Source organism: Trinickia symbiotica, assembly GCF_003028655.1.
GTDB classification, from domain to species: Bacteria; Pseudomonadota; Gammaproteobacteria; order Burkholderiales; family Burkholderiaceae; genus Trinickia; species Trinickia symbiotica_A.
Genome location: NZ_PYUC01000017.1, coordinates 73,371 through 91,065, shown reverse-complemented (window position 1 = coordinate 91,065; position 17,695 = coordinate 73,371). Strand labels below are relative to the sequence as shown.

21 protein-coding genes and 2 tRNA genes are annotated in these 17,695 nt (G+C 64.0%); 17 read left to right on the top strand and 6 right to left on the bottom strand.

Translation table 11 applies throughout. The features are described 5' to 3' along the window. Positions 1–48: 48 nt before the first annotated feature. Entirely contained in the window at positions 49–1,101 is a 1,053-nt protein-coding gene (gene nodI / locus C9I57_RS27265; RefSeq protein ID WP_258187848.1) for a nodulation factor ABC transporter ATP-binding protein NodI, read from the top strand. A 32-nt stretch (positions 1,102–1,133) separates the two neighbouring features. Next, positions 1,134–1,976: an ABC transporter permease gene (locus C9I57_RS27260; protein ID WP_258187847.1), complete on the top strand. Its 843-nt coding sequence runs from the start codon at positions 1,134–1,136 to the stop codon at positions 1,974–1,976. A gap of 56 nt (positions 1,977–2,032) precedes the next feature. Here the strand turns inward: C9I57_RS27260 and C9I57_RS27255 are convergent, their stop codons facing one another. Next, positions 2,033–2,455: a hypothetical protein gene (locus C9I57_RS27255; protein WP_107153687.1), complete on the bottom strand. Its 423-nt coding sequence runs from the start codon at positions 2,453–2,455 to the stop codon at positions 2,033–2,035. A 497-nt stretch (positions 2,456–2,952) separates the two neighbouring features. Between C9I57_RS27255 and C9I57_RS27245 the strand changes: the two genes are divergently transcribed. The 3 genes from C9I57_RS27245 (at position 2,953) to C9I57_RS27235 (ending at position 4,351) form a co-directional block, all read left to right on the top strand. Further along, complete coding sequence (locus C9I57_RS27245) at positions 2,953–3,270, top strand: type II toxin-antitoxin system RelE/ParE family toxin (protein WP_107153685.1); 318 nt, start codon at positions 2,953–2,955, stop codon at positions 3,268–3,270. 3 nt (positions 3,271–3,273) lie between these two features. Next, entirely contained in the window at positions 3,274–3,555 is a 282-nt protein-coding gene (locus C9I57_RS27240; RefSeq protein ID WP_107153684.1) for a helix-turn-helix domain-containing protein, read from the top strand. Between the two features lie 301 nt (positions 3,556–3,856). Then, the gene (locus tag C9I57_RS27235; RefSeq protein ID WP_107153683.1) at positions 3,857–4,351 is read left to right on the top strand and encodes a GNAT family N-acetyltransferase; all 495 of its coding nucleotides are present in this window, start codon (positions 3,857–3,859) and stop codon (positions 4,349–4,351) included. A 311-nt stretch (positions 4,352–4,662) separates the two neighbouring features. On the opposite strand, the gene C9I57_RS27230 is transcribed toward C9I57_RS27235, so the two are convergent. Continuing rightward, a tRNA-His gene (locus C9I57_RS27230) sits at positions 4,663–4,738 on the bottom strand. 90 nt (positions 4,739–4,828) lie between these two features. Then, entirely contained in the window at positions 4,829–5,863 is a 1,035-nt protein-coding gene (dusA, locus tag C9I57_RS27225) for a tRNA dihydrouridine(20/20a) synthase DusA (protein WP_440130253.1), read from the bottom strand. Between the two features lie 154 nt (positions 5,864–6,017). Between dusA and C9I57_RS27215 the strand changes: the two genes are divergently transcribed. Both C9I57_RS27215 and C9I57_RS27210 read left to right on the top strand, forming a co-directional pair. Next, on the top strand, positions 6,018–7,007 hold the full coding sequence (locus tag C9I57_RS27215; protein WP_181321965.1) for a PRC-barrel domain-containing protein: 990 nt from the start codon (positions 6,018–6,020) through the stop codon (positions 7,005–7,007). Further along, positions 7,004–8,236 (top strand): MFS transporter, encoded by a 1,233-nt coding sequence (locus C9I57_RS27210; RefSeq protein WP_440130252.1) that lies wholly within the window; start codon positions 7,004–7,006, stop codon positions 8,234–8,236. The genes C9I57_RS27215 and C9I57_RS27210 overlap by 4 nt, the downstream gene beginning before the upstream one ends. Positions 8,237–8,290: 54 nt before the next feature. On the opposite strand, the gene C9I57_RS27205 is transcribed toward C9I57_RS27210, so the two are convergent. After that, the gene (locus C9I57_RS27205) at positions 8,291–8,488 is read right to left on the bottom strand and encodes a hypothetical protein (RefSeq protein WP_107153681.1); all 198 of its coding nucleotides are present in this window, start codon (positions 8,486–8,488) and stop codon (positions 8,291–8,293) included. A 144-nt stretch (positions 8,489–8,632) separates the two neighbouring features. On the opposite strand from C9I57_RS27205, the gene C9I57_RS27200 reads away from it, so the two are divergent. Further along, complete coding sequence (locus C9I57_RS27200; RefSeq protein ID WP_107153680.1) at positions 8,633–9,061, top strand: hypothetical protein; 429 nt, start codon at positions 8,633–8,635, stop codon at positions 9,059–9,061. On the opposite strand, the gene C9I57_RS27195 is transcribed toward C9I57_RS27200, so the two are convergent. Then, positions 9,062–10,198, bottom strand: coding sequence for an enoyl-CoA hydratase/isomerase family protein (locus C9I57_RS27195; RefSeq protein WP_107153740.1), 1,137 nt, complete (start codon positions 10,196–10,198; stop codon positions 9,062–9,064). Positions 10,199–10,396: 198 nt separating this feature from the next. Here C9I57_RS27195 and C9I57_RS27190 point away from each other — a divergent pair, with 198 nt between their 5' ends. After that, the gene (locus C9I57_RS27190; protein WP_107153679.1) at positions 10,397–10,594 is read left to right on the top strand and encodes a hypothetical protein; all 198 of its coding nucleotides are present in this window, start codon (positions 10,397–10,399) and stop codon (positions 10,592–10,594) included. 37 nt (positions 10,595–10,631) lie between these two features. Here the strand turns inward: C9I57_RS27190 and C9I57_RS27185 are convergent, their stop codons facing one another. After that, positions 10,632–11,129, bottom strand: a complete 498-nt coding sequence (locus tag C9I57_RS27185; protein WP_107153678.1) for a heme-degrading domain-containing protein — start codon at positions 11,127–11,129, stop codon at positions 10,632–10,634. Between the two features lie 103 nt (positions 11,130–11,232). Between C9I57_RS27185 and C9I57_RS27180 the strand changes: the two genes are divergently transcribed. From C9I57_RS27180 to C9I57_RS27145, 8 genes are all read left to right on the top strand, one after another. Then, positions 11,233–11,309, top strand: a tRNA-Met gene (locus C9I57_RS27180). Positions 11,310–11,620: 311 nt separating this feature from the next. Further along, a complete protein-coding gene (locus tag C9I57_RS27175) occupies positions 11,621–13,018 on the top strand; it encodes an L-lactate MFS transporter (RefSeq protein ID WP_107153739.1) in 1,398 nt (465 codons plus the stop codon). Between the two features lie 11 nt (positions 13,019–13,029). Further along, entirely contained in the window at positions 13,030–13,161 is a 132-nt protein-coding gene (locus C9I57_RS27170) for an MFS transporter small subunit (protein WP_107153677.1), read from the top strand. Positions 13,162–13,345: 184 nt separating this feature from the next. Beyond that, positions 13,346–13,891 (top strand): NUDIX hydrolase, encoded by a 546-nt coding sequence (locus tag C9I57_RS27165; RefSeq protein ID WP_107153676.1) that lies wholly within the window; start codon positions 13,346–13,348, stop codon positions 13,889–13,891. A gap of 42 nt (positions 13,892–13,933) precedes the next feature. Next, positions 13,934–14,689, top strand: coding sequence for a leucyl/phenylalanyl-tRNA--protein transferase (gene aat / locus C9I57_RS27160; protein WP_107153675.1), 756 nt, complete (start codon positions 13,934–13,936; stop codon positions 14,687–14,689). A gap of 53 nt (positions 14,690–14,742) precedes the next feature. Continuing rightward, entirely contained in the window at positions 14,743–15,576 is an 834-nt protein-coding gene (locus C9I57_RS27155) for an arginyltransferase (protein ID WP_107153674.1), read from the top strand. Positions 15,577–15,665: 89 nt separating this feature from the next. Beyond that, complete coding sequence (locus tag C9I57_RS27150) at positions 15,666–16,715, top strand: quinone-dependent dihydroorotate dehydrogenase (protein ID WP_107153673.1); 1,050 nt, start codon at positions 15,666–15,668, stop codon at positions 16,713–16,715. A gap of 88 nt (positions 16,716–16,803) precedes the next feature. Continuing rightward, on the top strand, positions 16,804–17,619 hold the full coding sequence (locus C9I57_RS27145; protein WP_107153672.1) for a transporter substrate-binding domain-containing protein: 816 nt from the start codon (positions 16,804–16,806) through the stop codon (positions 17,617–17,619). The last annotated feature ends 76 nt before the right edge of the window (positions 17,620–17,695 follow it).

The following is a 17,695-nucleotide window of genomic DNA, read 5'->3' as shown; positions in this document are numbered from 1 at the left end:
CTGCGTCGCCGCCGCGCTTGCAAGCGATGGAAAACGCGTAGTCGCGCCATGGCGCAAGCCGGCTCGACGCGCTGCGGCGCAACAACGCGCTCCCTGATCGCGGACGAGGACCAAGCGCTGCTCCCCGATGCAATAGAATGGATCGCCGCCTGCACTGGTCTCGTGCGAAATCGCTCACTTGCACCCATGTCGAACAACACGATCGAATTCCTCGAAGTGGAAAAACGCTATGGCGATAAAACGGTCGTCGACGGCTTGACGTTCCATGTTCGAACCGGCGAATGCTTCGGCCTGCTCGGGCCCAACGGTGCCGGAAAGACGACGACACTCAAGATGCTGCTCGGCATCGCGGAGCCCGACGCCGGCGCCATCAGTCTTTGCGGCGAAGCGATTCCTGCTCGCGCTCGCTTTGCGCGGCAACGAATCGGAGTCGTCCCGCAATTCGACAACCTCGATCCCGATTTCACGGTCCGCGAAAACCTGCTCGTCTTCGGGCGCTACTTCGGCTTATCCGCGAGCAAGACGCGGGCCATGGTACCCACGCTGCTCGAGTTTGCCCGGTTAGAGAACAAGGCCGACGCGCGCGTCAGCGAGCTCTCGGGCGGAATGAAGCGGCGCCTCACGCTCGCACGCGCGCTGATCAACGATCCTGATGTCCTCGTCATGGACGAGCCGACCACCGGCCTCGACCCGCAGGCGCGGCACCTCATATGGGAGCGGCTTCGCTCGCTGCTCGGGCGCGGCAAGACGATCCTGCTGACGACGCATTTCATGGAAGAAGCCGAGCGCCTTTGCGACAGGCTCTGCATCATCGAAGAGGGACGCAAGATCGCGGAAGGCGCGCCGAGCGCGCTCGTCGAGGCCGAGATCGGCTGCGACGTCATCGAAGTCTACGGCGCGTCGCCCGCGGCGCTGCGCGACGAACTCGCGCCCTTGGCCACGCGCACCGAGATCAGCGGCGAGACGCTGTTCTGTTACGTGCGCGACGCGGGCCCCGTCAACGCGCGACTCACCGGCCGGGCGGGACTGCGCTATCTGCATCGGCCCGCCAATCTCGAAGACGTCTTTCTTCGGCTTACCGGCCGCGAGATGCAAGAGTGACGACACGAGAGAAAGCGACCCAACAATCAGCTATGGATACACCTTCCTACCGAACAGAAGCCGAACGCCGGGCAGCGGTTGCGCGGCGTGCGCAGGGCTTTCGTTTCGCGCTGCCGGCCAACGCCGCCAATTGGGTTTCGGTCTGGCGCCGCAATTACCTCGTATGGCGCAAGCTCGCGCTCGCCTCGATGTTCGGCAATCTGGCCGATCCCATGATCTATTTGTTCGGTCTCGGCTTCGGCTTGGGGCTGATGGTCGGTCAGGTGGACGGGGTGCCGTACATCGCGTTCCTGGCCGCGGGCACAGTGGCTTCGAGCGTGATGATGTCCGCGAGCTTCGAAGCGATGTATTCGGGGTTCTCGCGCATGCATGTCCAACGGACGTGGGAGGCGATCATGCATACGCCGCTCACGCTGGGCGACATCGTCGTGGGCGAAATCGTCTGGGCCGGCAGCAAGGCCATTCTGTCCGGCGCGGCGATCATGCTCGTCGCCGGTGTGCTCGGCTACGCCCGATTTCCGTCGATGCTCCTCGCCCTACCCGTCATCGCACTCGCCGGCATCGCTTTCGCGAGCCTGGCCATGGTCGTCACCGCGGTCGCGCCCTCTTACGATTTCTTCATGTTCTATCAGACCCTCGTCATCACGCCGATGCTGCTGCTATCGGGCATCTTTTTTCCGCTTTCGAAGCTGCCCGAACCGGTGCAGCAAGCCGCCCTGGCGCTCCCGCTCGCCCACGCCGTCGAATTGATCCGGCCAGCGATGCTCGATCGTCCGATCGCGGACGCCCCGCTGCATCTGGCCGTGCTGGCCGCCTATGTGATCGTCCCGTTCTTCGCTTGCGCGGCGCTCTTTCGCCGGCGGATGATGCGATAGCCCGCGCTGCGTTGCCGCACGGTTGCCGCACGGCTACCGCTTGCGCACCCGCGCGATCATTGCTCGTCGTCGCCCCAGGGAATCTCGACGTCGCTGATGAAGCCGACCATCGCGAACGGCCTCGCTTCGTGCCGGCCGATCTTGCCGTCGGCGCGTTGCCACTCGCACCGGAATACGACTTCGGGCGTATCGGCTCGCAACCAGACCGTGCGCAGTTCGTCCGGGTCGGACGTTTCGACCGGTCCATCGAGCGAGATGACCAGTTTCTGCGGCCAAAGACCCGCCGCCGGATCGTAAATGCGATCCCCGTCGGGGATCGACGTGAACGCCTCGACGCCGATTGTCGCGCAGGCCTCCGAGACCATTTTGGCAAGCGCACGCAGCAACGCCGTGGCACGCGCCGAGTTGGCCTGCCGAATCGCGAGATCGCCGCGCGTCAGCGCCTGCTCCAGTTTGGGGTCGGTCTTTTGCTTGCTCATGATGTTTGATTATCCAGTGGAACCGAACGGCGATGGCGTTGGCACGCAGGCGCGCCAAGCGCACCATCACTTGGAGATCGTACCACTAGAAGTGAACCACCCTGCCTCGCATAGAAGCTAACGCAGATCGGCGTAGGGGCAGCCAGTTGGCGAGCGCAGGCCGGCTAGCCGCGCCGAACAACGCCTTGCATGGAGTCTGCGAGATTGCGGGCCTTGCGTCCTGACGCTCCACAGTTTGCGGCGGTCATTCTCGAATCTGGCCGAATTGGCGGAAGTCCCTCTTGCATCAAGGCGCAAATATGGGCCATAAGCCGTCCGCCATCGCTGAGCGCCACTACAATGTGCGCCCGCTCCACCTGCGCAGGTGGCACGACACGCTGGAAGCATGGATTCTCAACGAGGCCGGCAGCGACTTCGAGCCCGAGCAGAACCGGGCCAACAGGGTCCGCAGGCGGTCAGTCAGCAATCTGCAAACATAGCAAAAAAGAGATAAACTGATGACGTGGCACGTTGAACTGATACCCGAGGCAGAAGCCGAATTGCTGGCGCTGCCGCCCGATATGCGCGCCCGGTTCCTGCACATCGCGGAAATGCTGGCGGAGTTCGGACCGCAGCGTGTGGGGATGCCTCATGTGCGCCCGCTGGAGGGGAAGCTGTGGGAAATCCGCATGACGGGCCGGGATGGCATTGCGAGGGCGATATACGTAACTAGGAACGGGCAGCGGGTGGTTGTGCTGCACGTGTTTGTGAAGAAGACACAGAAGACCCCGCGCCGCGCCATCGAAACGGCTTACGCCCGGATGGAAGAGGATTGAACGATGACTGACCTTGCAACTCTGAAGAAGCGCCTGCTAGCGGACCCGGCTACTAAAGCCGAGTACGAGGCGCAGGCGCCGGAATTTGCCGTCGCGCGCGAACTCATCGCCGCTCGCGTGCGTGCCGGACTGACTCAGGAACAGGTGGCCGAGAGAATGCAAACGACGCAGTCGACCATCGCGCGCATGGAGAGTGGTCGCACGATGCCGTCGTTGCGCACGCTGTCCCGCTATGCGGAAGCGACGGGAAGCCGAGCCGTGGTGCGCCTGGAGGCCGCGAAGTAGTTTGACCGCCGGCTGACGGTATCAGGCAGAAGTGGCGGGAACAGGTGCGCCAAGCACGAGAACCGCTATCGAGTGGTCATTGAGTACGCGAACGGTGCGATGTGAGCGGATGCATGGGCCGTACCGAACAAAGTGCCGATTTCCTTTCAGAAGTTGCTTGTAGACGACGGTGTGAAGGACGGTCACGACGCCACCAGTCACTCATGGCAGCGTGTCGCGCTGCTTCGTGCCGGACAGCATGAGAATTCACGACTGCGGGCCGTTCAAAAATCGGCAATAGTTAGTCGTTTCTAGGGATCCTATGCTTACTGTTCGTGTCATTGCGCGAGAATCGATAGGCGACTCAGTCAATGTTTTGCGCATCTTTATGGAGACGCCTTCGTACACTCATCTGGTTGAAGGTCGCTCGCCCTCTGCAGCCGATGTCGATGACTTTTTTAACGGCATGCCCGCTGGAAAGGAGGTAGAGGACAAATTCACAGTCGGATTCTATGTCGACACAAATATGGTTGGCTGCGCCGATGTCATTCGATCTTATCCCGTGAGCGACTGTGCATTCGTTGGATTGCTGCTCCTCTCTGAAGCGCACCAAGGTCACGGTTATGGAAAGATAGCGCTGAGCCTGATCGAAGAAATGGCGCGAGGTTGGAACTGCTCGAAGATGCAACTAGCCGCGATTTCTACAAATCCGAGAGCTTTGGCGTTCTGGCAACGAGAGGGTTTCGAAGTGCTGCGTCGAACAAACAATCCGAGATTTACCGGCGATGTCATCGTGATGGAGCGAGCTATAGCATAGCGATCGTCGTCGGCCCCAGACTCGAGATGCTTCGAGTTCGTTCTGGCCCACGGTGAGCATATGCGTCGCTGCTGCCTCTCTTTCCCCTCGGGGTCTAGACGCCTTACGTTGACGCTTACGCTTTTTTGTTGGCCGAATGGTGCCAAAAGCAGGGCGAAGTGGTCATATGGGAGGGTGACAAATCACGCGCAAAACAGTGCCAAAACGTGCGCGCATCCGCAGATCGACCAGATGTGGTTACGCCGTGCTCACACGAGTCCAGAATGCAAAAAGCCCGGTCATCGAAACCGGGCTGGCTGCTTGAATTCTACTGGGGTGGCCGATGGGACTCGAACCCACGACAACAGGAATCACAATCCTGGACTCTACCAACTGAGCTACGGCCACCACTGAGACTTGCCGTTCAGTGCCGCGAACCAAGCGGCACCGACGAAGAAGCGAGATTATACAAACCCGATTCGGACTTGCCTAGTCCCCTCAACCGGGAATTTCCGCCGGCTCGCGCAAATGGGCCCGCGCCTCGTCGAAAATCGAGAGATCGGCTGCCGCCAGCCGCTTGCTGTCGGAAAGTACGCGCCGCCAGCCGCGCGAGCCCGAGACGCCGCGGTGGAGCCCGAGAGCGTGACGCGTGATGGCGCCGAGGTAGGTACCGCGAGCCAGCTCGGTCGCGCAATACGCAATGAGCCCTGCTTCGACTTCGTCCCTCGTCACGGCCACGGCGTCGGAGCCGTAGAAGCGCTTGTCCACCTCCGCGAGCAGGTAGGGATTGTGGTACGCCTCGCGGCCGAGCATCACGCCGTCCACATGCTGCAAATGCGCCTCGACTTCATCGAGCGTCTTGATGCCGCCGTTGATGACGATCTCGAGTTCCGGAAAATCGCGTTTGAGGCGATACGCATAGTCGTACTTGAGCGGCGGAATCTCGCGATTTTCCTTCGGCGACAAACCCTTGAGGATCGCATTGCGGGCATGAACGATGAAGACGCGGCAACCCGCTTCAGCCACCGTGCCGACGAAGTCACGCACGAACGCATAGTCTTCTACGTCATCGACGCCAATCCGGTGCTTGACCGTCACCGGGACCGTCGTCACAGCGTCGCGCATCGCCTTCACGCAATCCGCGACAAGCCGCGGCTCCTTCATCAGGCACGCGCCGAACGCCCCGCGCTGCACGCGCTCGGACGGACAGCCGCAATTGAGATTGATCTCGTCGTAGCCCCACTGCTCGCCGAGCCTCGCTGCGCGCGCGAGGTCCTCCGGCTCACTGCCGCCGAGTTGCAGCGCGACGGGCGCCTCGTCGTCAGTGAAAGCAAGATGGCGCGCGACGTCGCCGAAGAGCAGCGCACCCGTCGTCACCATCTCGGTATAAAGCCACGTATGGCGCGAAATGAGGCGATGAAAGTAGCGGCAATGGCGATCGGTCCAGTCCATCATCGGTGCAACGGATACACGGCGCGGACTGGAAACGGAATCTAACGGCATGGCGAAGAGATCGACGAGCGAATTCAGCATTTTATCGCAATGGCGTTGCCGGCCTGTTTGCTCCGCCGATGCGCAGCGCGTGTCGGCGAGCCGCTAGAATGTAGCCCGCGCATGCCGGGCCGGCCGCGGCGCCTCGTTCGCCGGCCGGCTCGCGCACCCAAGCCAAAAGAAGGAGCGATGATCGATGAGCGGCGGACTTCCCCGTCAACACGTGATCCGGTGGATTCTCGCCTGGATACTGCTGTCAGTCCTTGCCGGTTGCAGCACCTGGTTCGCGCCGAAGCCGCCGCCGGTCACGGAGCAGCCCGCCCCGCCGCCCGAACCCGAAACCGAATCGCCTCCCGAGGCGGCTTCCGAAGCGTCGGCGCCCGAGCCCGCCGCCCCGCCCTCCACGCACGCGGAAGCGCCCGAGGCTCATAAAGCGCCGCCGCGCCCCGCGCATCGGCGAGCGCCGCCGCATCGCGCTGCGCCAGCCGAGACGCCTCCACCTCCCGCACCCGTCGCCCCGACGCCGATCGTCATGACGCGGCTGCTGTCGTCGAACGATACGCGCAGTCTGCTCGACGCGCGCGTGCAGCGGCCCGACGGCAAGGTCATCGGCCGCGCCATCGACATGTTCGTCGACAAGGAAGGCAAGCCGATCGAAATGCTCGTCAATCTGTCGGGCTTCATGGGAATCGGCGATCGGAAGATCCGTTTCCCCTGGAGCGCCTTCACGTTCAACATGGCGCCGAAAAAGACGGCAATCACGCTCGATGTGCCGCACGGACAGCCGCCGGCGGCCGAGGCGCTGAAGAAACACGGCCCGGCCTCGGCGAGCGCGGCCCATGACGATGCCCCGCTGCTGCGGCTCATCGACGCGACGGTCGAGCGCGGCGACGGCTCGCGCGTCGGTCGCGTGACCGATGTGCTCGTCGACAACCATGCGGCGCCGCAAGCCGCCGTGCTCGACGTGGGCAGCCTCATCCATAAGCGGCGCCGGATCGCGGCGGACTGGTCGGCGCTGCGCTTCGTGCATAAAAATAAAGACGAGGGGCTGACCGTCCAGGCCGACCTTTCGGATGCGCAAGTCGAGGCGGCGCCGACTTACGAGCCCGATCAGACCGTGCGCGCCGTCTCGCCCGCGCCGCCGCCGGCAAAGCCCGCGGCAACGAGCACAGCCTCTTCACGGTGACGAACGCGCAGATGGCAACCTTACGCAGTCTTCGCGCACTCGACTGGCTGAATTTCTTTCTCGCCAATGTCCAGACAGGCTTTGGCCCGTTCATCGCGTCGTATTTGACGACGAACAAATGGACGCAGGGAGAGATCGGCATCGCCCTCAGCGTCGGCACCGCCACGGCGATGCTGAGCCAAGTCCCCGCGGGTGCGCTGATCGACGCCCTGCGCAACAAGAAAGCCGCCGGCGCCGCCGCGATCCTCGCGATCGCGGCTTGCGCCCTGCTGCTCGCGGCAAGTCCGACGCTGATTCCCGTCTTCGCCGCGGAGGTGTTTCACGGCTTCGCCAGTTGCATGCTCACGCCGGCCATCGCGGCGATCTCGTTCGGACTCGTCGGTCGCCATGCGCTCGGTGATCGGCTAGGCCGCAACGCACGGTTCGCATCGATCGGCAGTGCCGTGGCCGCGGGCTTGATGGGCGCCGTCGGCGAGTATTCGTCGGCGCGTGGCGTGTTCTGGCTGACCGCCGGGCTGACGCTCCCCGCGCTGCTCGCGCTGTCGCTGATCGAGCCGGTCGGTGACGCGCCCGGCATGCCCACTTCGCCCGAGAAGCGCGGCAGCATGAGCGAGTTGCTGCGCGATAAGCGCGTGCTCATTTTCGCCGCCTGTATCGCGCTCTTTCACTTGTCGAATGCGGCGATGCTGAACCTCGCCGCGGGCGAAGTGACGACGCACATGAGCGACAACGTCCAACTCATCATCGCGGCTTGCATCATCGTGCCGCAGATCGTCGTGGCCGCGCTCTCGCCGTGGGTGGGGCGCTCGGCGCAGCGCTGGGGCCGGCGCCCGCTGCTGATTTTCGGGTTCGCCGCGCTGCCCGTTCGGGCCCTGCTGCTCGCGAGCATATCGAGCCCGTATCTGCTCGCGCCGATCCAGGCATTCGACGGCATCAGCGCCGCCGTGTTCGGGGTGATGTTGCCGCTGATTGCGGCCGACGTCGCGGGTGGCAAGGGGCACTACAACCTTTGCATCGGGCTCTTCGGCCTCACGGCCGGTATCGGCGCGACGTTGTCCACACTCGTCGCGGGATTCGTTGCCGACCGTTTCGGCAACACGGCGAGCTTCCTTTGCCTTGCCGCGGCAGGCGCGCTCGCTGTGTTCCTGGTGTGGGCAGCGCTGCCTGAAACACGCGATGCGGCCGAAGCGGACTCCGAGGGCGAAGGCGCGCCATCCGCCTCGCCGTGACGCTCGCGGCGCGGCGCGGCCGGTTCACTCTTGGGAATCAAAGCGAGCGCAGGCCTAATCGCAATCGCCCGACAGATACTTCCTCCCCTCGCAGGTGATCTCGACGACGCCGCTGCTGTTCTCGTCGGCGAGCCCCGCACCGAGCAGTTCGGCGGCTACCGCCATCGAGACGAGCGGCGGCGCCTGCCCGACTCCGACCTCGTTGAGGCGCCGAAGCGCTTCGATAGCTTCCGGGCTCAAGGATTTGGACATGGCCGTCTCCCCTCTCGCATACAAGTGCTGAAACCATGCTAGCACTTCGCCCGCGGGCGAGGCGCGCCCCTATAATGACGCTCGTTTTCCGGCCATCGCGGGCCGCGAGCCGCTGCTCTCCCTGCGGCCGCCCCGGCTCAATTCATGCAAAAAGTCATCCTTCCGTTCCTTTCGGGCTTTCTTGCCGCATTGTTCTTTCACGAGGCCACGCTGGGCCTCTTGCATACTGCGGGCTTCATTTCCGCGGGCGGATTTTCGACCGAACCGTTTGCACCGCTCGGCATCCCCGAGTTCGTCGCGAACGCACTCTGGAGCGCGGTCTGGGCCGTCTTGATGGCCTGGCTCCTGCGCGTGTCGCCCGAACGCGTGGCGCCGTGGGTTCAGGCATGTCTTTTCGGAGGCATCGCGCTTACCGCTGCTCGCATCTTCGTCGTCGATCCGGTACGCGGCATCTGGCCGAGCGGCAACATGCTGCCGCCCCTGGCCGAAGGGTTCGCTGCCAACGCGGTATGGGGCTGGGGCGCGCTAGTCTTCATGCGCGCCTTCATGTCCGAAACGGAGACCGACGAATAATCAGCCGCTCAGCCGGCGAAGCGGGTGCTCGCCGGCGGACCAGGGGCTGACGAACATGCGCTCGACCTCGCTGCGGGTCACGTCTTCGATGCGAGCAATACGCCAGCGGGGCCGATTGTCTTTGTCGATGATGCGTGCTCGCACGCCTTCAACGGCATCGCCGCACTCGAACGTCGAGCGCGTGAGATCGAGATCGCGCCGCAAGCATTCAGCCATCGATCCTTCCGCGCGCGCCACGACTTCGAGCGAAACCGCCATCGACAGCGGCGAGCGCTCTCGCATGACGGCGAGCGTTTCAGCTGCCCACTCGCGCGCGCCGTCCTCTCGCTCACCCTCGAGCGACGCGAAGATATGCGCGATATCGCGTTGGCCGAAATGGCGATCGATCCATACGCGGGAAGCGGCCAGCGAACTGCTCGCGCGAGAACCGGCGCCGCGGGGCGCCGACTCGGCCACCCGCCTCACGCTGTCGACGACGCTCGCGCCGTCAAAGAACGGTTCGTCTCGCAATCGGTCGAGGAGGTCGGGCAGGGCCGCCTCGTCGATGCGAACATCGGCCAGTCCCGCGTAGAGCGCGTCGGCAGCGTCGATCGTCACGCCCGTGACCGCGAGATAGGGGCCGATCGCGCCAGGCGTGCGCGCAAGAAACCAGGTCGCGCCAACGTCGGGGAAAAAACCGATCCGCGTCTCCGGCATCGCCATCCGCGTCGATCCCGTCACCACGCGCAGTCCCCCCGTGCGATGCGCGCCGAGCGAGATGCCCATCCCCCCTCCCATGACGATGCCGTTCATCAGCGCGACGTAGGGTTTGGGGAACGTGAAGATGGCATGGTCGAGCAGGTATTCCTCGATGAAAAAGCTGTCGCGCGCCGCCACGTCGCCGCGTAGGGCGGCTTCGTACAGCGCGCGCAGGTCCCCTCCCGAACAAAACGCGCGCGCATGCGGGCTATGGACGACGACGGCGAGCACGCTCGCATCGTCGCGCCACGAGTCGAGCGCCGTCCGCATGGCGCGAATCATCGGCAACGAAAGCGCATTGAGCGCGCGCGGACGGTTCAGCTCGATGAAGCCGATTCGATTGACCACTCGGGTTTGCAACGTGTCGCAAGCAATTCCACCGGACGGAGGCGTGGGCATGAGAAACGTCGAAATTACGCGGGAAATGCCAACGGTAGCACGCGCGGCGGCAGGCGGGGAGCCGTGATAACGATGCACGCGCTCGATTCTTGCTGCTACTGCGAAAAGGCGATGTCGGCGGCCTGCAAGCTTGCTTTCGATCGCTCTCGTCCGGGCGCGGGGATCCGCGCTCGTTCTCATTCAGCTACACGACCCACTATGCACAAATACTTCATCGACGACCAGGAGGTCGACGAAACGGCTGCGGCCGCCGCCTGGTTCGATCGCGCGGAAAATCAGGGGATCGACATCCCCAAAGCCATCAGCCTTTGGGAGGATGCATCCGAGCGCACCGGCGACGCGAGCCGGCGCATCGTGGCCCATGCTGGCGTACGCGTCGTGGTTGAAAAGAAATAGAACGAGAGGAACGAGAGCGGCTTGCGCCGCCCGCCGCTCAGACTTTCGCCAATGCAAGACGCGCGTAGTCGTGGCCGAGCTCGGCGCAAAGCGCCTCCACGACGAGCTCATGATCGGCGCGCTGCGGCAAGCCTGAAACGGTCACCGAGCCGATGACCCCGACACCGGCCACCGTAAGGGGAAACGCGCCGCCATGCGCGGCGTAATCTTCGACAGGCAGGCCGTGCTTATCGGCGAGCGTTGCACCCGCATGTTGAAGGCGCAGGCCGATCGCGTACGAGCTTCGTCTGAAGTGCGCGACGACGTTGCGCTTGCGACGTACCCATGCGGCATTGTCGGGCGTCGCGCCTTCGAGCGCGCTGAAAAAGAGCGGCTGACCGAACGTCGAAACGTCGATGGCGAGCGCGAGCCCGCGCGCCGTGCCGATTTCGTGCAGAAAAGCACCGATCTGCCACGCACGGGCGGCATCGAAGCGCGGGAAAACAAGGGATTGTTCCTGCGTCGCGATCGTGTTCAAGTCGTGATCGATATCCATGGCGTGAGTTCGTTGAGCTGCGTTGAGCTTGATTCGCCGACGCTTTGCGAAATCCGGCTTGCACAGTGTACTCGTTTTCCCCTATAATCACCCCTTCGACGGACGCGGGGTGGAGCAGTCTGGCAGCTCGTCGGGCTCATAACCCGAAGGTCGTAGGTTCAAATCCTACCCCCGCAACCAAGCAGTCTTTCTACCGTCGTCCGACTTCCGAAAAAGCCCGATGGCATTCGCTCTCGGGCTTTTTTTCTTCTCGCGCGAACCCACCTGCCTCTTCTCTAGAGCGGCCTGAGTGTCCCCGTCGAGCGCGCAAAATCAGCGACCTGGCCCTACTGTTACATGCGCCGCCCCCCTCCCGCCAGACCTTTATGTAGTACCGGCTCCTATTGCACATCCCTTTCCGTCCCCCTATCGTTGACGACGCAGTGCGTCTGTCTCGTGAGAACAAAAATCCACACGGACAGCCCGTTCCGGACGACATGCAGGAGACCACGATGAGCAGTAGCATTACCGAGCCATCCGGTGGCTCGCCCTCGTTTTTTTCGAAGCAGGCCACCATCGCGGGCCCGGGATTCTCGCGCTGGATGGTGCCGCCCGCGGCGCTTGCCGTGCATCTTTGCATTGGGCAGGCCTACGCCTTCTCTGTCTTCAACGGGCCGCTCACGAAGGTGATCGGCATCACGCAATCGGCGCCCGACGACTGGTCGCTCACGACGCTCGGCTGGATCTTCTCGCTGGCTATCGTGTTCCTCGGCCTGTCCGCCGCTTTCGCGGGCAAGTGGCTCGAGCATGCCGGCCCGCGCCGCACGATGTTCACGGCGGCATGCTGTTTCGGCGGCGGCTTTCTGGTCTCGGCTGTCGGCGTGTGGCTGCACCAGATCGTCCTCCTCTACCTCGGCTACGGCGTGATAGGCGGGATCGGACTCGGCCTCGGCTATGTCTCGCCCGTCTCGACGCTGATTCGCTGGTTCCCCGATCGCCGCGGCATGGCGACCGGCATGGCGATCATGGGCTTCGGCGGCGGCGCGATGATCGCCGCACCGCTCTCCGTCGCGCTGATGAGTCACTTCAAGAGCGCGACGAGCGTCGGCGTGGCACAGACGTTCGTCGTGCTCGGCATCGCCTACTTCATCTCGATGTCGATCGGCGCGCTCGCGATCCGCGTTCCGGCGCCCGACTGGAAGCCGGCCGGATGGACGCCGCCCGACACCTCGCACAAGATGATCACGCGCAACCACGTTCATATCGACGAGGCCCTCAAGACGCGCCAGTTCTACCTGATCTGGCTCGTGCTCTTCCTGAACGTGACGGCCGGCATCGGGATCCTCGGGCAAGCCTCTGTGATGATTCAGGAAAGCTTCAAGAACACGGTGACGCCGGCGGCCGCGGCCGGCTTCGTCGGGCTGCTCTCGCTTTTCAACATGGGCGGACGATTCGTGTGGGCGTCCGCGTCCGACTGGGTCGGCCGCAAGAACATCTACTTCGTCTTTTTCGTGCTCGGCGCGGTGCTCTACTATCTCGTGCCGAGTTTCGCGGCCGCGGGCAATATTGCGCTCTTCGTGCTGGCCTACTGCGTGATTCTATCGATGTATGGCGGCGGCTTCTCGACCGTGCCTGCGTATTTGGCCGACATGTTCGGCACCGCGTTCGTCGGCGGCATCCACGGCCGGCTGTTGACGGCATGGTCAGCCGCGGGCGTGGCAGGCCCGGTGCTCGTCAATTACATCCGCGCATACGAGGTCGCTCACGGCGTGGCGAAAGCCGATGCTTACACGATGACGGTCCATATCATGGCGTTCCTGCTCGTCATCGGCTTCATCTGCAACCTGCTCGTCACGCGCGTGCACGAAAAGCACCACATGACTGAAGCGCAGCTCGCGAAAGAACTGTAAGGAGACGACTCATGAGCACTCCACCGACCGCCGCTCATCGGACCAACCGCGTCGCGATCGTCGTCTTCTGGGCGTATGTTCTGATCCCGCTCGCATGGGGCGTCGTCAATACGCTACGGCAAGCACTGAAGCTTTTCGGCTGACACCGCCTTTCGACCGGGTCGGCGCTTCGCACTCGACTCCGGTTCTGCAGCGAAGTTTTCGTGCCGGCATCGCGGCCCCGGACAAGGCGGCCGCGCGCCCGAGCTTCCGTCCGAATCGCCGCCGCCATGCGGCGCGTGCTGCGCCCGGTGATAAACTCCCATCACCCTCAAGCGCGCGCCATCCATGAAATTCTGCTCAGCCTGCGGTCACCCTGTCAGTCTACGCATACCGCCCGGAGACAATCGCGAGCGGTTCGTCTGCGAGAACTGCGGGGCCGTGCACTACCAGAACCCACGTAATGTAGTCGGTACGGTGCCTGTCTGGGAAGACAAGGTGCTGTTGTGCCGTCGCGCGATTGAGCCGCGCTACGGCTACTGGACGCTGCCTGCCGGCTTCATGGAAATCGGCGAGACGACGGCCGAAGCCGCCGCGCGCGAAACGCTCGAGGAAGCCGGTGCGCGCGTCGAGGTTCAGCACCTTTTCTCGCTGCTCAACGTGCCGCACGTGCATCAAGTGCATCTGTTCTATCTTGCGCGCCTGCTCGATATCGACATCGAGGCGGGCGAGGAAAGTCTCGAGGTTCGGCTCTTCGACGAAGGCGAGATTCCGTGGGACGACATCGCGTTTCCGACCGTCGGGCAAACGCTGCGCTTCTTCTTCGCCGATCGCTCGGCAGGCAGCTACGGCCTGCACACGGGGGACATCTTCCGCTCGCTTCGCGAAGGCTGACCTCGTTGCGCTCCGATACGCACCTCAAAACGTAGTTCACCGATGGTTCCCTGGCTCGGCCCCGATGACCCGTTCCCGCCCGTCGAGCATGCGCTCGGCCCGGTGAGCGGCGCGCCTGGCCTGCTCGCGGCGAGCTCGGATTTGCTGCCTTGGCGTCTCGTCGACGCGTATCGTCGCGGCATCTTCCCTTGGTATTCGGACGGCCAGCCCGTGCTCTGGTGGTCCCCCGATCCCCGCATGATCCTCGTGCCCGCCGAGTTCAAAGTCTCGCCGTCGCTGCGCAAGACCCTGCGGCGCGTGCTGCGCGAGGCGCGCTGGGAGATCCGCGTCGATCACGATTTCGCGGGCGTCATGCGTGCCTGCGCGCAGGCGCCCCGGCGCGGGCAGCGCGGCACCTGGATCACCGCGGAGATCATCGACGCCTACTCGTCCTTGCATCGCGTCGGCGAAGCGCACAGCGTCGAAACGTGGCTCGACGGGAAACGCGTCGGCGGACTCTATGGCGTCTCGCTAGGGCGCATGTTTTTCGGCGAATCGATGTTTGCCGACGTCAGTGACGCCTCCAAAATCGCGCTCGCCGCCCTCGTCGGGCACCTTCGCGGCCACGGGGTGGAAATGATAGACTGCCAGCAGAATACGTCGCATCTGGCGTCGCTCGGCGGTCGCGAGATCGCACGCAAGGCCTTCGTCGCGCACGTGCGCACGGCCGTCGCCGAAGCTCCGATTCCGTGGCGCTTCGACAAGACGGCTCTCCTCGAGGTCTTGCCGAAGGCCGCGCAAAGCGACCAAGCCCGCTAAAGCATCGGAGCGGCTTGCATAAGATAGAGAGGGACGATGCTTCGAGAGCCGCAATGACGCACCCCAACGAGCTGCCGTTATCCCCCCTTTCCGCGCTGCAATTCTATGCAACGGCGCCCTATCCCTGCAGCTATCTCGAGGGACGCATCGCGCGCTCGCAAGTCGCGACGCCGAGCCACCTGATCAATTCAGACGTCTATACCGAGCTCGTCAAGGCCGGCTTCCGCCGCTCGGGCGTCTTTACCTATCGCCCCTATTGCGAAGGCTGCCGTGCTTGCGTGCCGGTGCGCGTGCCCGTCGAAGCTTTCTCGCCGAACCGGACGCAGCGGCGCGTCTGGAAAAAGCACGCGAACCTTGCCGCCACCGTTTCCCCACTGCATTACGACGAAGAGCATTACGCGCTCTACATGCGCTATCAGGCGGCGCGCCACGCGGGCGGCGGCATGGACCGCGACAGCCGCGATCAGTACGAGCAGTTCCTGTTGCACAGCCGGATCAATTCGCGCCTCGTCGAATTTCGCGAGCCGGCCTCGGCCGCGCCGGGAATGGCGGCGGCCGAACAGGGCGTGCTGCGCATGGTCAGCATGATCGACATTCTCGGCGACGGGCTCTCCTCGGTCTACACGTTCTTCGAGCCCGACGCGCCGGGCACCAGTTACGGCACCTACAACATCCTTTGGCAGATCGAACAGGCGCGCAGCCTGGGGTTGCCCTACGTCTATCTCGGCTACTGGATCCGTGAGAGCCCCAAAATGGCCTACAAAGCGAATTTCCGGCCGCTGGAGGGGCTGTCCGACGGCCGCTGGACCCGGCTCGACCCGGCCACGGGCGCCGCCGAGGGCGGCTTGCCCCCCGTCGACGCGGCATGGCGCGCGCGGCGCGGCTGACGCATCGCGATCGATGCTGCGGCGCGTCTCGGGCTCGCGCACGGAAGCCGGTAAAATAGCGCGCCTTCATTTTTCGCCGCCAACTCGACGTGCTCAGCTCCCTTTACCCGCTCGCCCGCACCCGCCTCTTTCGCATGGATGCGGAGGACGCTCACCATTTGACGCTGCGCGCGCTCGGCGCCGCCGGCCGCACCGGGCTCGTGAAACTGCTCGCGACACACGTTCACGACCTGCCGCGTACCGTGATGGGCATCGCTTTTCGCAATCCCGTCGGGCTCGCCGCCGGCCTCGACAAGGATGGCGCCTGCATCGACGGGCTTGCCGCGCTCGGGTTTGGCTTCATCGAAGTCGGCACGGTCACGCCGCGTCCGCAGCCCGGCAATCCGCGGCCGCGCATTTTCCGGCTGCCCGAGGCGGGGGCGCTCATCAATCGCATGGGCTTCAACAACGGTGGGGTCGATCAGTTCGTCAAGAACGTCCAGGCGGCTCGCTACCGCGGCCCGCTCGGCCTGAACATCGGCAAGAACGCCGATACGCCGATCGAGCGCGCGGCCGACGATTATCTGTACTGCCTCGAGCGCGTCTACCCGTTTGCGAGCTATGTCACGATCAACATCTCGTCGCCGAACACCAAAAACCTGCGTCAGCTGCAGGGCGCAAGCGAGCTCGATGCGCTGATCGGCGCGCTGAAGGACAAGCAACAGCGCCTCGCCGATATGCACGGCAAACTCGTGCCGCTCGCTCTCAAGATCGCGCCCGACCTCGACGACGAGCAGATCGATTCGATCGCCGATACGCTGCTGCGGCACCGCGTGGAGGGTGTCATCGCCACCAACACGACGCTCTCGCGCGCGGCGGTCACGGGCCTGCCGCATGCTGAAGAAACGGGTGGCCTGTCCGGAAAGCCAGTGTTCGAGGCTTCGAACCGAGTCATCGCGCAGCTGCGCGAGAGGCTCGGCGATGCGGTGGCCATCATCGGCGTGGGCGGTATCGCCTCAGGCGAGGATGCCGTCGCGAAGCTCGCCGCCGGGGCGTCGCTCGTCCAGCTCTACACGGGCTTCATCTATCGAGGACCGGCGCTCGTGGGCGAGTGCGTCGAGGCGATCGCTCAGAGAGCGGCGCGAACGCCGGTCATATAGAAATAGGCAAACGATATTTAAAGGGCGATTGAGTTGTCGCTATGATTGCTCCCCACATCGATGCCTGCGAGGCAAGGAGAAGACCCGAATGAAAGTAACGACGTTGAAGAAGATCCTGACGGCTGGCCTGATCGGAGCGGCTTTCGTCGCAGCCACTGCCCACGCCGCCGACTTGCTCGACGAGGCCAAGGCGCGCGGGACGCTGCGCATCGGCCTCGAGGGAACGTTTCCCCCGTTCGACTCCAAAGACGCCAAAGGGGATCTCGTCGGGTTCGACGTCGATATCGCGAAAGCCGTCGCTGCCAAGCTCGGTTTGAAGCCGGAGTTCATCACGACGGAGTGGAGCGGGATCATCGCCGGTCTGCAGGCGGGCAAGTTCGACGTGATCGTCAATCAGGTCGGCGCAACCGACGCACGCAAGCAAGTCCTCGACTTTTCGCCCCCTTATACGTACTCGGGTGCCGAACTGATTCAGCGCAAGAACGACTCGCGCCAGTTCAAATCGCTCGATGACCTGAAGGGCAAGAAGCTCGGGCTCGGCCTCGGCACGAACTACGAGCAGATGGCGAAGGCCGTTCCCGGTATCGAGGTCAAGACGTACCCCGGCGCGCCGGAATATCTGCGCGATCTCGCGGCCGGACGCCTCGATGCCGCACTCAACGACAAGCTGATGGTGGCTTACCTGCTGAAGGGATCGGATCTGCCGCTGCGCGCAGGCGCCCAGGTGTCGGGCGGCACGCCGTCGGCCATCCCGTTCCGCAAGGGCAATCCAAAGTTCGCCGCGGCGATCGACGACGCCATGAAGCAGCTCGAAGCGGATGGCACATTCACGAAGATCTCCGAGAAGTGGTTTGGCATCGACGTGACGAAGCCGACGGAGAGCACCTCGGCCACGAACAAGTAACGAATCACGAGCTGAACCATGCAAGGGCGGCATCGTTGCGATGCCGCCCTTTCGTATTGGCGCGTATATGATGTGG